This window comes from Microcoleus sp. D3_18a_C4 (assembly GCF_036702415.1).
GTDB lineage: Bacteria > Cyanobacteriota > Cyanobacteriia > Cyanobacteriales > Microcoleaceae > Microcoleus.
In genome coordinates this window covers 1-16942 of the sequence record NZ_JAUBTI010000036.1, presented here as the reverse complement: position 1 = coordinate 16942, position 16942 = coordinate 1, and the positions used below count along the sequence as shown (strand labels likewise).

At 45.5% G+C, this 16942-nt stretch carries 14 protein-coding genes; 7 read left to right on the top strand and 7 right to left on the bottom strand.

Annotation, left to right across the window (positions count from 1 at the left end):
- Window positions 1-205 precede the first annotated feature (205 nt).
- The 3 genes from QUB16_RS17375 to QUB16_RS17365 all read left to right on the top strand — a co-directional run bounded on the left by QUB16_RS17375 (window position 206) and on the right by QUB16_RS17365 (window position 4782).
- Window positions 206-2089 carry a hypothetical protein gene (locus tag QUB16_RS17375; protein WP_333317900.1) on the top strand — a complete coding sequence of 628 codons (1884 nt, stop codon included), beginning with the start codon at window positions 206-208 and terminating at the stop codon, window positions 2087-2089.
- A 63-nt stretch (window positions 2090-2152) separates the two neighbouring features.
- Complete coding sequence (locus QUB16_RS17370) at window positions 2153-3772, top strand: PLAT/LH2 domain-containing protein (protein WP_333317898.1); 1620 nt, start codon at window positions 2153-2155, stop codon at window positions 3770-3772.
- Window positions 3773-3915: 143 nt separating this feature from the next.
- Window positions 3916-4782: a DUF4231 domain-containing protein gene (locus tag QUB16_RS17365; RefSeq protein ID WP_333317896.1), complete on the top strand. Its 867-nt coding sequence runs from the start codon at window positions 3916-3918 to the stop codon at window positions 4780-4782.
- A gap of 80 nt (window positions 4783-4862) precedes the next feature.
- Here QUB16_RS17365 and QUB16_RS17360 read toward each other — a convergent pair whose 3' ends face one another.
- On the bottom strand, window positions 4863-5867 hold the full coding sequence (locus tag QUB16_RS17360; protein WP_190739441.1) for a phosphoribulokinase: 1005 nt from the start codon (window positions 5865-5867) through the stop codon (window positions 4863-4865).
- Window positions 5868-6731: 864 nt separating this feature from the next.
- On the opposite strand from QUB16_RS17360, the gene petH reads away from it, so the two are divergent.
- The 4 genes from petH (at window position 6732) to QUB16_RS17340 (ending at window position 11509) form a co-directional block, all read left to right on the top strand.
- Window positions 6732-7937 (top strand): ferredoxin--NADP reductase, encoded by a 1206-nt coding sequence (petH, locus tag QUB16_RS17355; RefSeq protein ID WP_333317894.1) that lies wholly within the window; start codon window positions 6732-6734, stop codon window positions 7935-7937.
- A gap of 144 nt (window positions 7938-8081) precedes the next feature.
- Entirely contained in the window at window positions 8082-8837 is a 756-nt protein-coding gene (locus tag QUB16_RS17350; protein ID WP_333317892.1) for a Uma2 family endonuclease, read from the top strand.
- A 132-nt stretch (window positions 8838-8969) separates the two neighbouring features.
- Window positions 8970-10286: a homoserine dehydrogenase gene (locus QUB16_RS17345; protein ID WP_333317890.1), complete on the top strand. Its 1317-nt coding sequence runs from the start codon at window positions 8970-8972 to the stop codon at window positions 10284-10286.
- Between the two features lie 371 nt (window positions 10287-10657).
- Window positions 10658-11509, top strand: a complete 852-nt coding sequence (locus QUB16_RS17340) for a hypothetical protein (RefSeq protein WP_333317888.1) — start codon at window positions 10658-10660, stop codon at window positions 11507-11509.
- 168 nt (window positions 11510-11677) lie between these two features.
- Here QUB16_RS17340 and QUB16_RS17335 read toward each other — a convergent pair whose 3' ends face one another.
- The 6 genes from QUB16_RS17335 to QUB16_RS17310 form a co-directional block, all read right to left on the bottom strand.
- A complete protein-coding gene (locus QUB16_RS17335) occupies window positions 11678-12562 on the bottom strand; it encodes a PhzF family phenazine biosynthesis protein (protein ID WP_333317886.1) in 885 nt (294 codons plus the stop codon).
- 157 nt (window positions 12563-12719) lie between these two features.
- Complete coding sequence (locus QUB16_RS17330) at window positions 12720-13055, bottom strand: type II toxin-antitoxin system RelE/ParE family toxin (RefSeq protein WP_333317884.1); 336 nt, start codon at window positions 13053-13055, stop codon at window positions 12720-12722.
- Complete coding sequence (locus tag QUB16_RS17325) at window positions 13042-13293, bottom strand: hypothetical protein (RefSeq protein ID WP_333317881.1); 252 nt, start codon at window positions 13291-13293, stop codon at window positions 13042-13044. Before QUB16_RS17325 ends, QUB16_RS17330 begins: the two co-directional genes overlap by 14 nt.
- A gap of 115 nt (window positions 13294-13408) precedes the next feature.
- On the bottom strand, window positions 13409-15022 hold the full coding sequence (locus tag QUB16_RS17320; protein ID WP_333317880.1) for an anthranilate synthase component I family protein: 1614 nt from the start codon (window positions 15020-15022) through the stop codon (window positions 13409-13411).
- A 131-nt stretch (window positions 15023-15153) separates the two neighbouring features.
- Window positions 15154-16014, bottom strand: coding sequence for a GNAT family N-acetyltransferase (locus QUB16_RS17315; protein WP_333317878.1), 861 nt, complete (start codon window positions 16012-16014; stop codon window positions 15154-15156).
- A 163-nt stretch (window positions 16015-16177) separates the two neighbouring features.
- On the bottom strand, window positions 16178-16603 hold the full coding sequence (locus QUB16_RS17310; protein ID WP_333106609.1) for a photosystem I reaction center subunit II PsaD: 426 nt from the start codon (window positions 16601-16603) through the stop codon (window positions 16178-16180).
- Window positions 16604-16942 lie beyond the last annotated feature (339 nt).

The following is a 16942-nucleotide window of genomic DNA, read 5'->3' as shown; positions in this document are numbered from 1 at the left end:
TCACTCATCTGAATCTGCACACTCCAAGTTCGCCTAAAAACAAGATTAACATTTAGCTTAGTGCTTAAGTAGGCTGACGGGAGTGTGCAGAAAAGGCAACTTTCGCTTAGTTCCAAGGCAGTAGAAGAGAAACTTAACTCGAAAATAAAACAGGAGGAAACCTTGCCTCTTTTGATTCATCGTCATAGTAAAAAAGGGAACTTCGATGAGTAGTAAAATAGTAGCAGCACTCAGGGCTAAGATTGAGAGTCTATTTTGTGAACCAGACTCAACAATTGGTGCTAAGGATGCACCTTTTCTGGCTTTCTCCATTGCTGAACTTCCAGTGTCACCACAGGAGTTAGACTTCGGAATCACGACTCAACAGTCAAACCTCACTGCCGAGCAGGCTATCAAAGCAGCAGCCAACTTTGCTAATTTGGTCAACTCCATCCCCCAAGTCAGCCGTCATTGGCAGTCCGATGGGCGCTTACTGTGGAACCAATACCAAACTATCCTCAGAGAAGCGGTGGTAGCCTCCGGTGAACCCACCACAGAAGAGGCTAAAACATTTCAGAACGCATGGAATTTCTTATATCAAAAGAAACAGATAACCGACCTACTAGGGACACGTACCGTTATAGCCGATTCTGAGTCTTTAGAAAATTATAAGAGATATCAGAAAGCGCACCTGCAAGCTGAGTTGGAATACAAATCCAGGCAAGTCGCTGCACAGAATTCAACAGACGCGATAGTGGTGCAACAATGGGCTTTGAGTGCTTCTGTTGACAAGCGTCAGGTCGCAACTCACCTCAACAATTGGGTTTTCAAGGGGTTAAAGAATGAGGTTGAGAGGGCATTCGCTGTCATTAACCAAATTTTGGGACGTAACCCCCAGCTTGCCTGGGCGAAGTGGAGGGAAGAGTTCAATCTTTCTCATCTAAAAGATCTGGAAAATCAGGACTTTTATTACAATTATTTCTCTCCGTCTGGGTTTTACAAGCTTGGTGCTGAAAAAAACTGGAAGCATCTGACCATCAACACTACAGAGATAGAGGCACTCTGTTCAAAGGGAACCGATGCTGACGAGGAATTGTCCTCTTCTGAAGGTTTTTCAACCGAAACTCAGGAACAATATCTGTCCATATCAAATCTGGCAGTAGATTTGATTCGAGTGGAGATCGTGCGCCCTTGGCTGAACCCAAGTATTTTTGATAGTAGATTTTGGAAATGGCCGGATAATAGAGACCCACTTTCTAATGGTCAACAGCCACCTCATGGAAGCCTACCTGCATATACCACGCACATCATATTGGCTCGGAATTTGAGAATTACGTTAGAGTCAGACTCGGAACAAAATGCACGAGTTTTGCAAGCTATAAAAGCGGGTAACTCTGTTTTTTGTGGTCCGTTTTCTCTAAAGAATGCTGCTAGATCGGGTTCCAATTCACTCCAGTTTGATGCGATGCAGATCGTAGCTTTTGTTTGCCAAAAGCTGCCAAAGTCCCCCAATCCCGACCCAAGTTTAGCATGGCAAACTCCTGCACCGACTCCTACACCAACTTCTGTACCGACTCCTACACCAACTCCTGCACCGACTCCTACACCAACTCCTGCACCGACTCCTACACCAACTCCTGCACCCAACTCCATCACAGTGAACTGGCTTGGCGGTGAATACAGGCTAGATCCTCAAGCCAAAATTACTCAAGTTAAAGTGACCGTCGGCACGGGAAAAGAATTCGTCGCTGGCACTGATGCCAATATTTGCTTTAGGATTAATAATGTGGATATTAGGATTAATGCTCCTGTTGAGTTCAGAATAAATAATGGAGATTGGTGCATTCTAAATCATCCTACGTTTAATACTTCTGAAAATGGTAACACGGCTATGTACGAACCTTTTGAAAGTCCTAACTTAACAGTTGAAAATTTATCTGTGATTCCCATTGAATTTAAGCCAGACACCATCGTTCGCTTATGGGCTTGGCAGATAGAGTGGTTCCGATTGGAAGTTAATGTAGAGGGGCTAGGGTGGACTGCTTACAAACAATGGCATCCTGCATGGTTAGAGTCAACAAATGACAAAAACTATTCCCAACTGCAATGACAAATAGGATGTCAACTTAATTTTGTTTAATCTTATCGACCAAATTTGACCCGAGGTAATTCAATGACTAATCAAGCTGTAATAGCACTGATAAAAAAGATTGAGAGTCTATTTAGTCAGACTCCTTCTACGGGTGTTCAGAAAGATCCGACTTTCCTTGCCTTTACCATTCCTGGATTGCCAATGTCAGCAAGGGAATTGGATTTCAGAGACAAAAATAACGAAGCGGGTAACAGTCCTGCTCAGGCTCTCAATGCCTGTGCAAACTTTTCCCGTCTGGTCAACAATATCCCCAGTATAAGCACGAACTGGCACTCAGATGGCACTATGCTGTCGGACGAGTACGAAAAGATCCTGAGCCAAGCCACATTGGCCAGCAATCAATCCACATCAGAGGAAATTAAGCAACTCGATCAGGCTCAGAATTTTGTTAAGGAAAAAGAGGTAGTTTATCAGCAATATCAGTCGGCATACGACCTAGCTGTTTTGCGTTACAACAATATGAAACTCACGGCACAAAATTCAGCAGACTGGAATGAATTGCAATACCAGCGTGAGGTCGATACTGCTTACAGTGATTGGGTAATTCAAGGGTACAAAAATAAAGTTGAGCAAGCATACAGTACGATCGATCAACTAACGGGACGTAGCCCGATGCTTTTCTGGGGGAAGTTTAAAGACAAATTTCAAAAGTCCAACCTCACGGATTTGCTGACAAATCAAGAATTTTATAAAACAGACTTCTACCCAACAAATTTTTACAGGTCTGGCGGTGAAAATCAATGGATGCGACTGGTATTAGACTCTAGAGATATCGAGCAAGTCAGTTCCGAGAATACAGGAATTAATCCAGGTTTAGATATTACTGTATCGCGTCTGGAAGTGGAATTGACTCGAGTGGAAATACTGCGCCCTTGGATGAATCCAAGCCTTTTCAAAAGTCGATTTTGGCAATGGTCGGATAATCGAGAGCTACTTTCCGATGGTGGGGAACGACCACAGGGAAGCTTACCTGCCTATGCAACTTCGATCATATTTGTTCGCAACTTGAAAATTGATACGCAGTCTGCTTCAGGACAACTTCTGGGGAACATTCAATCTGGTAAGCTGAGAGATTTTGGACCGTTATCTCTACAGGATGCTACCGTATCTGGTTCCAATTCAATCCAGATTGAGGGTATGCAAATAATCGCTTTTATTTGCCAAAAGTTGCCCAAATCTCCTAATCCAGATCCGACATTAACATGGTCAAGTCCGATAGTGGTCAAATGGTTCAGTGGTCAACATACTCTAGATCGCAATGCCAAAATCAGCCAAGTTAAAGTGACTATCCGCACAGGCGGAGAATCGGGTGCTGGCACTGATTCCAACGTTTACTTTAGGCTGAATAATGGACAGTGGTGGGAGCTAGACAAGCCGTTATACAACGATTTTGAAGCCAATCAGACAGATACTTACGGCCCTTTTGATACAAATGATGGGAATTTAAGAGTAGAGAATATATATATGATTCCTATCGAACTTAGGCTAGAAAAATATTTATGGGATGTCGCGCCAGCGTGGCAGGTAGCGTGGTTGCGCCTTGAGGTGAATGTTGAAGGTAAGGGGTGGCTTACTTACAAGGAATGGCAACCTGGTTGGTTAGATCCCAGCGCCGGCTCCAACTATAAGCAGTTGCAATGAATACTCAATAATACTTGCACTGAGTGTATTAGACCTCTCCAGAAAAGCCTGTGAAAAATAGGCAAGAGGCCTGCCCCACAAGAGTTATTGGAGATGTCTAATATGCTAAACTTGTATCCGATAGCCAAATTTACTACAAGACAATGAATACTTCTGAAATCACTACTTCTGAGCGAAAAAATCCGGCTGATGTTTCCAGTTTTGTTGAAAAATTCTCCTATTCATCAAGTCCACAAATGTTATCTTTCCTACAGATTAGTCAGTATTTATCCCTGGCTGCTTTTGTTTGTGTCTGCCTCCTTAGCTTTGTTTTTCGAGACAATCAATCGATCTTTATTTGTATAGCTGTTTCTCTTTCTGTCTTTATTTTTCTGTTTTTCACCAATAAACAATTGTTTCAGAACTATAAGCAGATAGCTAATCAGTTAGAGGTCGGACAAAAAGCTGAATTGTATACCGCTTTATTGAATTTGAATAATTCTGTGGATAATCAACCAATAAATCGTGCAAGGGAAAAAGCTTTAATCTATTGTCGGGATTTGATAGAAGACTATAAAAAAACGCGAGAAACTGCTAGAAATATTTACTACACTTTCCAATTGGCAACTGTTATTTTATCTGGAGTTACACCGATTTTAGTTTTGGTAGATAAATTGGAAGCCGGTCAAGCTTGGCTTAAATGGTTGCCTGTACTTTGTCCAGCTATTGCCTCGATAGTTGCCAGTATAGTTACTTCCTTTCCGTTTCAGGAGAATTGGATTTCGGCTAACACAACTGTTGAATTATTAGAAGCCGAACAGGAGAAATTTATCTTAGGAGTGACACCAGCTTATCGTTGCTACGATATAGCCGACGAAACCCAACTCCAACAAAAGGCAAAAATGGCAATAGAAAATTTTATCGATCGGGTGAATGAGATTCATCTCAAGCAAATCCAAAAACCTGATGAGAAACAGTCAAGGGAGCAGAATACACAGCCAGCTCAATCTACTGAGTCCACTTCAAGCTGACTAAATAATAAAGATTGTTCATTTCATCCACAAAAAAAAAGAGGCGCAATTGCGCCTCTCAAATCTTTCATGTCTGCGTTCTAAACACTCATAGCCACTTTCGCTTCTTTTGCGGTCAACTTCTCGTAAGTCGCCCGCATTTTCAATCCCACTAACACTTGGAACAAACCGGTTCCATTGTTGGAACCGGGATATTCGCGGTGCTGGAGCAACAGGTGAGTTAACTCGCCTTCATACTTCGTAGAAGTCTTGCTCAAATGGCTTTCGATGTAAATAACTTCTTCGAGATTCTCGAATTGACCATCTACTTCCAAAATCGAGACTTCGTGACCGTAGAAAGCATCGGGCCCGTAGTACATCTTAATTCCGGGATAGGAACAAGTCAGCTTGCGGCCGCAAGGAACCCAGTTAATTGTTGAACCTTCGTCAAACAAATACGCAGGCTCAAAATTGGCGATGCCTTCGCGCTGGATCATCTGCACGCGCAGAACCTTCCGCTCTTTGTCATCTTTGATCAAGTTGGTCGGCAACACTTGAATTACCACATCAGCATATTGCTTTTGCGGGTCGATGTAGGCGGTAAAATCCGGTTTGCGAGCATTGATCGCAAACAGCACGTCTTCGTAACGGTGGCCCCGTTCCGCCATGTCGCGCTGGATTTTCCAAGCAATTTTTACCTCGTCGCTGATGTCGAGGTAGACGCTGAAGTCGATGAGCGATCGAACTCGCTCGTCGTACAGGGGATGCAGCCCCTCAATCACAATCACGTGATTCGGCTCTACCCTTTCGGGGGGGTCGATCATACCGGTTTCGTGGTTGTAAATCGGCTTGTCGATCGCGTGACCTTCTTTGAGCGCCTTCATTTGCTCAGCCATCAGGTCAAAATTGTTGGCTCTGGGGTCAAGGGCTGTAATTCCTGTTTCCTTGCGCTGCTTGCGATCGAGACTGTGATAGTCGTCAAGGCAGATTACAGTAACGAAATCTTCCCCGAACAAATCTGTCAATCGGCGTAAAAAAGTAGATTTTCCGCATCCGGAATCTCCGGCAACGCCAATTAAAACCACGCGATCCGGCTTACTTGTCATAGTTTCCCTCTAACAAAATCACTGTTTACTAACTAACTCAAGTCTAGATTCCACAAAATTTCAGCCCGCAGGTAGCGGCAAGCAGGCTTTGCGCTGCTTTGCTACCCCGAGACGATCGAGTTCTCACCAGCATACAGCAGTGAGTTGACTGCCTGCCCGGGCAGACCCAAGCAATCTTCAAGGCAAGTAATTAATAGCTTGTAAAAGTATAGTCATTTATGTATGACATGGGAGGCGTGAATCCCTCCCCTTTCTTTTTTACTTCGAGCGGATTGACCCGCCTGGGCTGAACTACGCAGCTCCCTATCCCATCGCACAAGGCATTTGGGATTGCTTGGGGCCTAAGATCGTCATATCTATTAACACTAACTTTAGTAGTTGATCTTACCAGAATGCGATCGCCCACTACAAGCTCAACGTCGATAGATTTTAGATTTTAGATTTTAGATTTTAGATTGTAGAATTGACCCGTCAGTCAGCCTGGGAGTCATAAATCCAGGATCTTGTACCTGGCTGCTTTCGGTCAATAGGAGCTATTTGTTGCCCGATGCCACACTCCATCACCGATCGGCAATCACAATGACTTATCGGGGCAGATCCCCCGATCGGGTAAAATATTGGCAGTACGCAGACAACAATAGCTATAGGTCAACAGCCGAACGCAAAGCGGGCTCGGTGAGCGCGGCGTTCGGCTAGTAGGGATGTGATACGCGAGCGATCGCAACTTCAACACTCCCGCCGGCGTGGCGAGGCCCAAAAATTGGCAGGGCCAATTAGTCCCGATGGCCTTAAGAAAAAAGTAAATTGAGTCTAACGTCACATTCTCTTTCTTTATAACTCTGTATCGTGAAGGACAAGCAACAAATGTACAGCCCAAGCATATCTGGTGTGGCGGCCAACTCAGAATCAGGCAGCCGCATCTTTGTTTACGAAGTGGAGGGTATGCGTCAGAGCCAAGCAACTGACCAACTAAGTAACCCGATTCGCCGTAGCGGCAGCGTATTTATCTCCGTGCCCTACGATCGCATGAATCAGGAAATGCGCCGGATTGCTCGGATGGGTGGAAGAATTGTCAGCATCCGCCCCTCAAACAGCGCTCCCGAAACAAATGGCAAAGTCGCACCAGAAGCAGGGCTACAGAGTCAGAAATCTGGAGAAGAAACTAAGCCCATGACTCAAGCCAAGGAAAAAGTTCAGGTTCCTGTTAACCTCTACAAACCGGCCAATCCCTATATTGGTAAGTGCATTTCTACAGAAGAATTAGTCAGAGAAGGCGGCGACGGCACAGTTCGCCACGTCACCTTCGACATTTCTGGAGGCAATTTGCACTATCTCGAAGGTCAAAGTATCGGGATTATTCCTGATGGCACGGATAAAAACGGCAAACCTCACAAAATTCGGCTTTACTCGATCGCCTCCACCCGTCACGGCGACCACCTCGACGACAAAACAGTCTCGCTGTGCGTGCGCCGCCTAGAGTACAAAAGCCCAGAGACTGGCGAACAAGTGTTCGGCGTTTGTTCAACTTTTCTCACCGGTTTGCAACCGGGGGATGATGTCAAAATCACCGGCCCCGTAGGCAAGGAAATGCTGTTGCCCGACGACGAAGAAGCCACCATTATTATGATGGGTACCGGTACAGGTATTGCTCCTTTCCGGGCTTATTTGTGGCGGATGTTTAAAGAAAACAACCCCGATTACAAATTCAGAGGTTTAGCTTGGTTGTTCTTTGGAGTTGCTTACACTCCCAACATTCTTTATAAGGAAGAGTTGGAGCAATTGCAGCGCGAGTTCCCCGATAATTTCCGCTTGACTTATGCCATCAGCCGCGAGCAAAAGAATGTTGACGGCGGCAAGATGTACATTCAAAACCGGATTCAAGAGAACGCAGACCAATTGTGGGAATTGGTTCAAAAGCCAAATACTCACACTTATATCTGCGGTTTGAAGGGTATGGAAGGCGGAATTGATGAGGGAATGTCGGCGGCGGCTGGCAAGCACGGTGTTGACTGGGCTGGCTATCAGAAACAGTTGAAGAAAGAGCACCGTTGGCACGTTGAAACTTATTAATGTGTTACCTGATTTAATCTGATTTGTAGGGTGGGCTGGGCTCGCCCTACAATTTTTGAAACAGTTTTGAGGCTGGAGGGGCTGGTTCACCCAATACAAGTGTAAAATATACAGTAAGCTCACCGAAAAAGGGAGATAACTGACATGGTTATAACTTCTACCCAAAAACTCACCTTTGAAGAATATCTGAACTATCAGGGAGAATCAGGTGTTTGTTATGAATTATATCGGGGCAATCTGATTGAAATGCCAACACCTACAGCAATACATATCAAAATTTGTGAATTTTTAGTTTATCAGTTCCGGCGCTTCTTTGCAGCACACAACCTACCGATAGTTGCAATTGTGACTGCCGCCGTCCGAACTGAGGAAAACTCTTGTCGGGTTCCTGATGTGGTGATTTGCACTCAGAGTCTGTGGGAACAAGTCGGCGCGCAACCTGGTTCTGCAGTGCTGGAATTTGAAGAAAAACCGCTGTTAGTTATCGAAGTTACCAGTCAAAATTGGCGGGACGACTACATCCGTAAACGGGCAGAATATGACTTGATTGATATTCCTGAATATTGGATTGTAGACCCCAATTTACTAAAAATACGAGTGTGTAGCCGTCCCGAAAATGAAGGTAGTTACTCTCAGCAGGAATTTTTGCCGGGACAGCAAGTTCAGTCTGTACAGTTCGCTGAATTTATTCTATCGGTGAATCAAGTGCTATGTCCGCCGCTAGTAGAAGATTTAATTCGAGAAGAAGAAGCACAGCGACAGCAGCTAGAACAGCAAAATCAGGAACTAGAACAGCAAAATCAGCAGCTAGAACAGCAAGTTAATGCAGAACGCCAGCGGGCCGAAAGATTGGCCCAGCGACTCCGAGAAATGGGGGTAGACATGGATTCAGAACTGTGAATTGTCATCTCAAATTAGATCCCCGACTTATTAAAGAAGTCGGGGATCTGGATATTGAGCTTACTTAAATGACAAATTGCTTGATTAGCATACAATGATTGTAGGTTAATTGAGTTTCTACGGGTCAAAGTCGTGGCTTTCAAAATTGGTTTGTTAGGTTTGGGTACAGTTGGCGCGGGAACAGCAGAGATTTTGCTCTCCCCAGATGGCCGCCATCCGCTGTTGCAGGAATTGGAAATCTATCGGGTGGGAGTGCGCGATATTTCTCGAACTCGGTCTTTACAATTGCCAGAAAATGTGCTGACAACTGACCTAGAAGCGATCGCAACTGACCCGGAAATTGATATTGTAGTAGAACTGATTGGCGGATTGGAACCAGCGCGATCGCTCATTCTGCAAGCTATTGCCAGCGGCAAGCACGTCGTCACTGCCAACAAAGCAGTTATCGCCCGCTACGGGAATGAAATCTTCGAGGCCGCCAACAAAAAAGGCGTTTACGTAATGCTAGAAGCTGCTGTCGGCGGCGGCATTCCAGTCATTCAAAGCCTCAAACAATCTTTAGGTGCAAACCGCATTCAAACTGTCACCGGCATCGTCAACGGCACAACTAATTACATCCTGACGCGGATGCAAACAGAAGGTGCAGACTTTGCTGAAGTGCTCGCCGACGCTCAGCAATTAGGTTATGCTGAAGCTGACCCCACAGCAGATGTAGATGGATTAGATGCTGCCGATAAAATTGCTATTTTAGCCTCGCTAGCTTTTGGCGGACGCATCAAATTAGCAGATGTTCACTGCGAAGGTATCAGAAAAGTTAGTGCGGCGGATATTGACTACGCCGACAAGCTGGGATTTGCGATCAAATTGTTGGCTATTGCTCAAGAAACAACCCCCTACAATGGCAAGCAAGCGGAGGGAGAAAGCGAACTGCTGTCAATTCGAGTGCATCCTACTTTTGTGCCGAAAACTCATCCGCTGGCGAGTGTTAACGGGGTTTACAATGCAATTTTAGTCGAAGGAGAGCCGATCGGGCAATTGATGCTGTACGGGCGCGGCGCCGGTGCAGGCCCAACAGCTAGCGCCGTAGTATCCGACATCATGAATGTCGCGGCCATCCTGAAAACCGAAACTGTTCCGATTCCCCATCCTTTGCTGAGTTGCAGTCACCAACACTACTGCAAAATTGCTCCGATGCAGGAACTTGTTACTCGCTTTTACGCCCGTTTCCTGACGCGCGATACTCCGGGAGTAATTGGCCAACTCGGCACTTGTTTCGGCAATCACAAAGTTAGTTTAGAATCTGTTGTGCAGACGGGAATTCACGGCGATTTAGCAGAAATTGTTGTCGTGACTCACGATGTTAGGGAAGGGAATTTTCAACAAGCACTCGATGAAATTCGCGCGATGGAAGCAGTCGATAGTGTTGCTAGCACGTTGCGAGTTTTGTAAAAGTGATTTGCTAGGGGCGGGTTTCAGATACAATATTTCCTAATAATTGACAATCTATAAAACCCGCCCCAACCCAAGCATAAATCATCATGTACCGGGTGCTTGTAGGGGCGGGTTTTACCAACAATAATTGCCTGAAACAAACAATCTCGAAAACCCGCCCAAACCGAACCATAAATCATCATGTACATTTTTCGATGCGATGCAAATTTCTGGTTGACCTAGGTTATCGGTGGTGGGGGGCGGGTTTATCTAGATTGTCGGTCATCGTTAGATATGGTTGGTGAACCCGCCCCTACCAAATCTGGGTAAAGGTATTTTGCAAAAATACCGGGTTTTCCCCCCACAAGCAGTTAAAAATGAGATTTGGGATGAAAATAACAAAATCAGATTTTGTCGATGGCAAAACGGGGAGGCACTTGCTAGACTCTCTGTATGAAAAGTTTGCCAAACCCCAACTGCACGATACTTTTAAACCCAATAATCCTTCAATTTACATTCGGCACGGGGAAGGGCAAGTTATTGAGGGAAATTATATCATAGAAAAAGTGTTTGAAGACTCTCGCACGGGTTTTTATGCTGAAAGTCGCGTTCCCATTTCTGGCAATAACCCACCTGTTTTAGTGATTCGTGGCTACGGTTCTTGGTATCCTTTCGAGCGCGTTTTGGAAGATACGCCCGATGTATTTATGGCAAAACTAGAACGCCAGTTAAAATCGGCGCAAACTGTGGGTGCTATTGATTGGATAAAGCAGCAATTTCACAGCGGGAATCCGCCGGATGTCATCGGAGAAAGTTTGGGCGGCAAAGTTGCTCAGCAAATAGCCGCAAAATACCCGGATTATATTCGATCCACTGTAATTTTTAATTCTTTGGGCGTTTCGGAAAAGTTAGCTAAAACTTCTACGGCTAAGAATGTTTTTCACTACTTTACTTTAGGCGAAAGGTATGCTTTCTGGGCAAATGAAGGGGATTACATACCGGGAACGATTTTTGTGATTTCCCCCAAAGGCAACAACTGTTGTTATAAACTCGAAGAGGCGATCGTCCGAATGGCGCGTTTTGAAGGCAAGTTTCAGAAAAGACGAGCCCTGGTGGTAGTATTGGCTCAGTTGCTTTTGGTAAACAGACACAATGCGATCGTCCTCAACAAACGGCGGCCAGTAGTCGTTGAGATCGATCGCACTCAATTGCAAATTTTCCGAAAAAAGCGCTTTGTTTAAACTCAGACAGAATTGCTTCAGGCCGCAGATGGCTGGTTTTCCCGCGCTGCGACGGCGAGAACCAGACAAAGTGCTGCGATCGCTATTAGCAAAATTGTAATAAATCTAGCTGTACATATCTGCGTATATCTGCGTGTATCTGCGGTTAAAAATTTCCCATTAAATATTCTACACAAATTCTCCCTTAGCAACCATCACCACCTTACCACCAACCAAAACTGCTATTTCCCCTTCATTTTGGGCGGCTTGTAACAACAGCAAAGAAGGTCGATCGATTTCATAACCCTGCTCTACTCTGACATCAATCTTTGTTTCCCCATAATAAGCGTATTCTACCAAATATCCAGCCAAACAGCCGTTAGCACTGCCAGTCGCCGGATCTTCTGGAATTCCTAATGAATGGGCAAAAACTCGCACGCTTAAATCATTAAGGTCGCTGTAGGTTTCTGGGCAAAATATCAAAATTTCTTTTGCTTCCATTGTATCAACTAGCTCAAAGTATTTATCTAAGTTGACTTGAGCTTTTTTGAGCGATGCGAGAGTTTTTAATGGGACAATTATAAACGGCACTCCGGTCGAAACTTCTTGAATTGGGAAGTTTGCATCAATTTCATCTGGTTCTAAATTCAGGACATTTGCCAGACTTTCGGCTGATAAAACTTGACCAAAACTAGGCGGGTTTTGTCGCATCCACAAAATATCTGCCGATTCATTGTGATAATTAAAAGTAACTGGAATTTGACCGACGGCTAGATTGAGAATTACTCGATCGACCTTTTCGCGAATAATCTCTTGCTGCAACACAAACGCAGTGCCCAAAGTCGGATGACCCGCAAAGGGCAATTCCTTCTTGGGCGTGAATATCCGCACGTCATAGCCGCCATCTCGCGGATCGGGCGATCGAATAAACGTAGTTTCTGAATAATTAATTTCTCTGGCTATCTGTAGCATTTGGGCTTCAGATAGTTCGGCAACTCCTGCACCGCAAAATACAGCTAGCTGGTTGCCAGCATATTTTGACTCGGCAAACACGTCAACTATATAAAAATTCATAATTATGTTTCGGGTAAAAGTCGATCGACAAGTGATATTTTACATCGGGCAGCCTGCATTTCCTGGGATTAGAGGGACTTAGCGGGGGGGTGTCTTCAACCCTTTTTGTGCGCGTCAGTGTTTGTGCAGGCGCGGTTGAAACCGCCAATTTAGACGATCATTCACCCTCATTCGCGATCGCTTCCGACAACAATTGACGCAAATTTTCATACTGATAAGGAGGCCGTTTTCTAACAGTTAACACAGTCAGTAACTGTAAATCTTCTTCCACTACATACACAACTCGCCAAGATTCTACCCTAATGCGATATAGCCCGATACTTGAAGGCAATTCACCACCCAAGTTTAATGTATCCATCTGCTTGGTGCTGTCGGGTCGGGGTTGTGAGGATAGTGCTTTCAGAAGTCCGAGCACTCGCTGTCGCATATTACCCGGTAGAGCGCGAATTTCTAGACGTGCCGAGCTAATTACTTCAACTCTATACAAGGCCATCTGCGATCAATTCCTGCTCCAAATCTTCCAAAGAAATAGTTTCCACCTGACCGGCATCCCGCTGTTGCATCCACTCTTGGAAAATCCCAATATCTTCTCGATCTTCCAATCTATCGATCATTTCTTTCCAAGAAGCTAGCAAAGCCTCCCAAACTTCTAGCGGGACAAGCACATCAGTTTTATTCCCATTTGCATCAGCAACGTATTTTACCAATGCTGTAGCCTGTGTTACTTTCATTTTTTTAGCCTGGTTTCAATCCATCTTTTTATTATACATTTTGTTATGCGATCGACTCTTCAACCCGTTTGGAGTGCGTTTTGTGTGTAAACGCGGTTTCAACCGTCGGTGCGAGCTACTTCAAACAGCGAATTGCCTCCAACATTCCCCTGGCTTTATTGAGCGTTTCTTCGTACTCCATATCCGGGTTAGAATCAGCCACCAAACCAGCACCTGCTTGCACAGAAACCGAATGTTTATCGCCTCCTTGAGAACGAACAACCATAGTCCGAATTGCGATCGCACTATTCAACTGCCCCTCAAAATCATAATACCCGTAAACCCCAGAATACGGCCCCCGGCGACAACCTTCCAACTCGTGCACAATCTCCATCGCCCGAATCTTCGGAGCACCGCTAACCGTACCCGCAGGAAAACCCGCTTTCAACAAATCCCAAGCTGTCTTATCCTGGGCCAATTCTCCCACCACATTGCTCACAATGTGCATGACGTGAGAATAACGCTCAATTTCCATTAATTCGTCAACTTTTACAGTACCGTTTCGGCAAACTCTGCCTAAATCGTTCCTGCCCAAATCAACTAACATAACGTGTTCCGCAATTTCTTTCGGATCTTGCAGCAATTCAGCAGCCAAAGCATCATCTTCTTGAGGAGTTTTACCCCGGCGGCGAGTGCCGGCGATTGGCCGCAAAGTTGCTATCTTTTTGCCATCAGCAGTGTTTTCCGCCTTCACCATAATTTCGGGACTCGAACCGATAATCTGCCAATCTCTGAAATGAAAATAAGCCATGTACGGAGAAGGATTTATGAGACGCAAAGAACGGTAAAGTGCAAAAGAATCGCCACTGTATTCAGCCTCTAGTCGCTGCGAAATAACTACTTGAAAAATATCTCCGGCTTTGATATAATCCTTAGCTTTTAAGACATTGGCACAATACTTTTCACGGGTAATATTGCTAGTGTAAGCCAATTCTGTATTTCCCGTTGTGGAACGGGCATCTTGCCCGTCCTTATCTCTTGTGGAACGGGCATCTTGCCCGTCCTTATCTCTTGTGGAACGGGCATCTTGCCCGTGACTGGGAGGTGTCCATTCTATGAGAGTAGATTGCCGGGAAAGCGGCGATTGCAGCTTCTCAACTAACTTGCCAACGCGATCGCACGCTTGCTGATAAGCATCGGCCAAATCAACGCCAACCTCGCGCAAATCCGCATAGGCGACGGCCCAAATTTTCCGCTTCACCTGGTCGAAAATCAGCAAATTATCCACCTGCATCCACAATCCATCCGGCAAATCATTCTCGCTTGCTGGATGCACGGGAACTCGCGGTTCTATCCACTTAATTAACTCGTAACCCCAAAAACCGAATAGCCCGCCAATTCCCGCCGGTAACTGCGGCAATTTCACCGGTTGATAAGACTCCAAACATTCAGTTAAAGCTACAAACGGATCGCCCGTAAATACTTTTTCGGAACCGTCGCGGTAAACTTGAGTTGTGCGAGATCCCCTTGCCTCCAAAATCCACAACGGATCGCACCCTAAGAAACTATAACGCCCAAGTTTTTCCCCACCTTCCACCGACTCCAGCAGAAAACTGTAAGGTTGACCCGCACAAACCCGATACCACGCAGACACCGGCGTATCCAAATCAGCAACCCATTCTTGATACACGGGTACAAAATTGCCTTGTTTCGCCAGTTCCGAAAATTGTGAGAAATCGGGGAATATCATATATATCAGAAGGAATAAGGAAGTTCGGCAACGGATTCTGTAACGGATGTAACGGATGTAACGGATGTCAGGAAGAAGGAAAATGCAATCCTAGGATTTCAGCGATTAAAAGCGTCCTAACCGTCTTGGGATCAATAGACAAAAGACGGAAAGCAACATCCCTCCGGCGACTGATACTCGCCAACTGCCATCACCGCCATCGGCTTGAGGGCGCGCAGCCCCTCTTGCAAGCACCAGCGAAACAAACTTGCGTAACGCACCGGCAAGTGAAAAGAAACCTGTGCTTCGGAGTTCGACGCAGCAGCCCCCAACAGTAAAGCCTGCATATCGGCTTCAGTTTCTGCGACGCTGTGGCTCAAAGCCGACACCGCACAAGTATAAGCCACAATCCGACCTTCTTTGCAAGCAACCCAAGGAGAAAACAAATTCAGGGCGTCTTCAATCTCCCAAGTTCGATCGCACCCGCACAGTTTTTCGCACAAAGCGGCACATTCACCAACATCCTCACTAGCCAGCGGCCGCACCTCAAACCCATGCGGAGGCTGGCTGCGAAACTTCCCTTCCATTAACACGAAAGGTTCCTTCACCTCAAAACCCAAAGAAGCGTACAGCGACAGCGACGCCATATTAAAAGATTCCTGAACCAAACGGATGCCCACAGCGTCCTGTCCGCGTTCCAGCAAAGCTTTCATGATTTCGCGTCCCGCGCCGCGGCCTTGAAAAGTTCGATCGACACTGACGGGCCCGATACCGCGAATCGGGTTGCGTTCGTCCATAAACCCGCAGCCGACAACCGCACCGGAGTTCTCGGCTACTATGCCAAAAAATACCGGACTTTCGATCAGAAGACCAATAATTTCAGTGGAAAACTCCAGCGTCGGAAAATCTGTAGGGAATTGATGGCGATCGGAAATACATTTAAAAGCTTCATAATTAATGCGGGCGCAAACATCAATATCCTGATGAGTCGATCGCCTGATTACGAGATTCATTCTTAATTTAATTATTAATTTTTAATAAGATTTGAAGTTTGCAGTAGTATTCTGGCGCTGCGGGCTTAGCCTCCCGCGCCCGAATACTACTGCAAAAACAAGTTTACAAGCTGAGCCTTACAGGAAATATTACCTATGTTTTGCTCAGCCATGAACTCATTGTCTAAGGATCGAAAGTCTTCTTACCTGTGAACTTGAGCGTAGCCGGATTTGGATTGCTGCCAATATTGCGGTCAATCTTACCGTTGTAGGGACGACCTTCGTTCACCTTCTCAGGGAACACGCCATCCTTGGGATGCAGGTACTCAGTAGTACCGTCTGGAAACACGCGGTAAATTTTGTAGTTGGTGATTTTGAATTTAGCCCGCAGTTGCTGGCCGCCCAAAGCGATGCACTGCTCCTTCCGGGGCAGATGCAGCAAGTTGTCGCCTTGACGCATAATCGCAGCGCCACCCGTAGGCATTTCAAACACCTGCTCCTTGGGGCTAGTCCAAGTGATAGCGTACTTCTCTTCAACTAGCGCCTTGGTCAGCAAGCCGCCTGTGCTGCCGCCGAAGATTGGGGGTTGTCCAGTAAGTTGTTCGGCCATAGATATATCCAAAGGATTTTTACGGCATCGTATCATCGAGACTGCACGCTGTTCTCGAAATTGTAAGGAAAGTTAACAGTTTTTTGGCGATCGATCTTTTCTGATAACTGATAATTAGTAATTAATAATTCATAATTGGTAATTTCCACCAAAGTTAGAAAACAAAATTAGGCAGCACGAATTCCGAAAAATTTATCAAAAAAAAACAGCAATTATTCTGGTGCTTGTGGGGCACCAGAATAATCGCACATTCCCCCAATTTCCGGGAGCATCTCAGTTTTGTAAAAAGCATTTTTTTTATTGTAGTGCGAGCGTCCCCGCTCGCGTATTGTACAATAC

Coding starts and splice junctions, on each gene's coding strand:
- QUB16_RS17375 (WP_333317900.1), top strand. CDS start 206: ATGAGTAGTAAAATAGTAGCAGCACTCAGGGCTAAGATTGAGAGTCTA.
- QUB16_RS17370 (WP_333317898.1), top strand. CDS start 2,153: ATGACTAATCAAGCTGTAATAGCACTGATAAAAAAGATTGAGAGTCTA.
- QUB16_RS17365 (WP_333317896.1), top strand. CDS start 3,916: ATGAATACTTCTGAAATCACTACTTCTGAGCGAAAAAATCCGGCTGAT.
- QUB16_RS17360 (WP_190739441.1), bottom strand. CDS start 5,867: ATGACAAGTAAGCCGGATCGCGTGGTTTTAATTGGCGTTGCCGGAGAT.
- petH (WP_333317894.1), top strand. CDS start 6,732: ATGTACAGCCCAAGCATATCTGGTGTGGCGGCCAACTCAGAATCAGGC.
- QUB16_RS17350 (WP_333317892.1), top strand. CDS start 8,082: ATGGTTATAACTTCTACCCAAAAACTCACCTTTGAAGAATATCTGAAC.
- QUB16_RS17340 (WP_333317888.1), top strand. CDS start 10,658: ATGAAAATAACAAAATCAGATTTTGTCGATGGCAAAACGGGGAGGCAC.
- QUB16_RS17335 (WP_333317886.1), bottom strand. CDS start 12,562: ATGAATTTTTATATAGTTGACGTGTTTGCCGAGTCAAAATATGCTGGC.
- QUB16_RS17330 (WP_333317884.1), bottom strand. CDS start 13,055: ATGGCCTTGTATAGAGTTGAAGTAATTAGCTCGGCACGTCTAGAAATT.
- QUB16_RS17325 (WP_333317881.1), bottom strand. CDS start 13,293: ATGAAAGTAACACAGGCTACAGCATTGGTAAAATACGTTGCTGATGCA.
- QUB16_RS17320 (WP_333317880.1), bottom strand. CDS start 15,022: ATGATATTCCCCGATTTCTCACAATTTTCGGAACTGGCGAAACAAGGC.
- QUB16_RS17315 (WP_333317878.1), bottom strand. CDS start 16,014: ATGAATCTCGTAATCAGGCGATCGACTCATCAGGATATTGATGTTTGC.
- QUB16_RS17310 (WP_333106609.1), bottom strand. CDS start 16,603: ATGGCCGAACAACTTACTGGACAACCCCCAATCTTCGGCGGCAGCACA.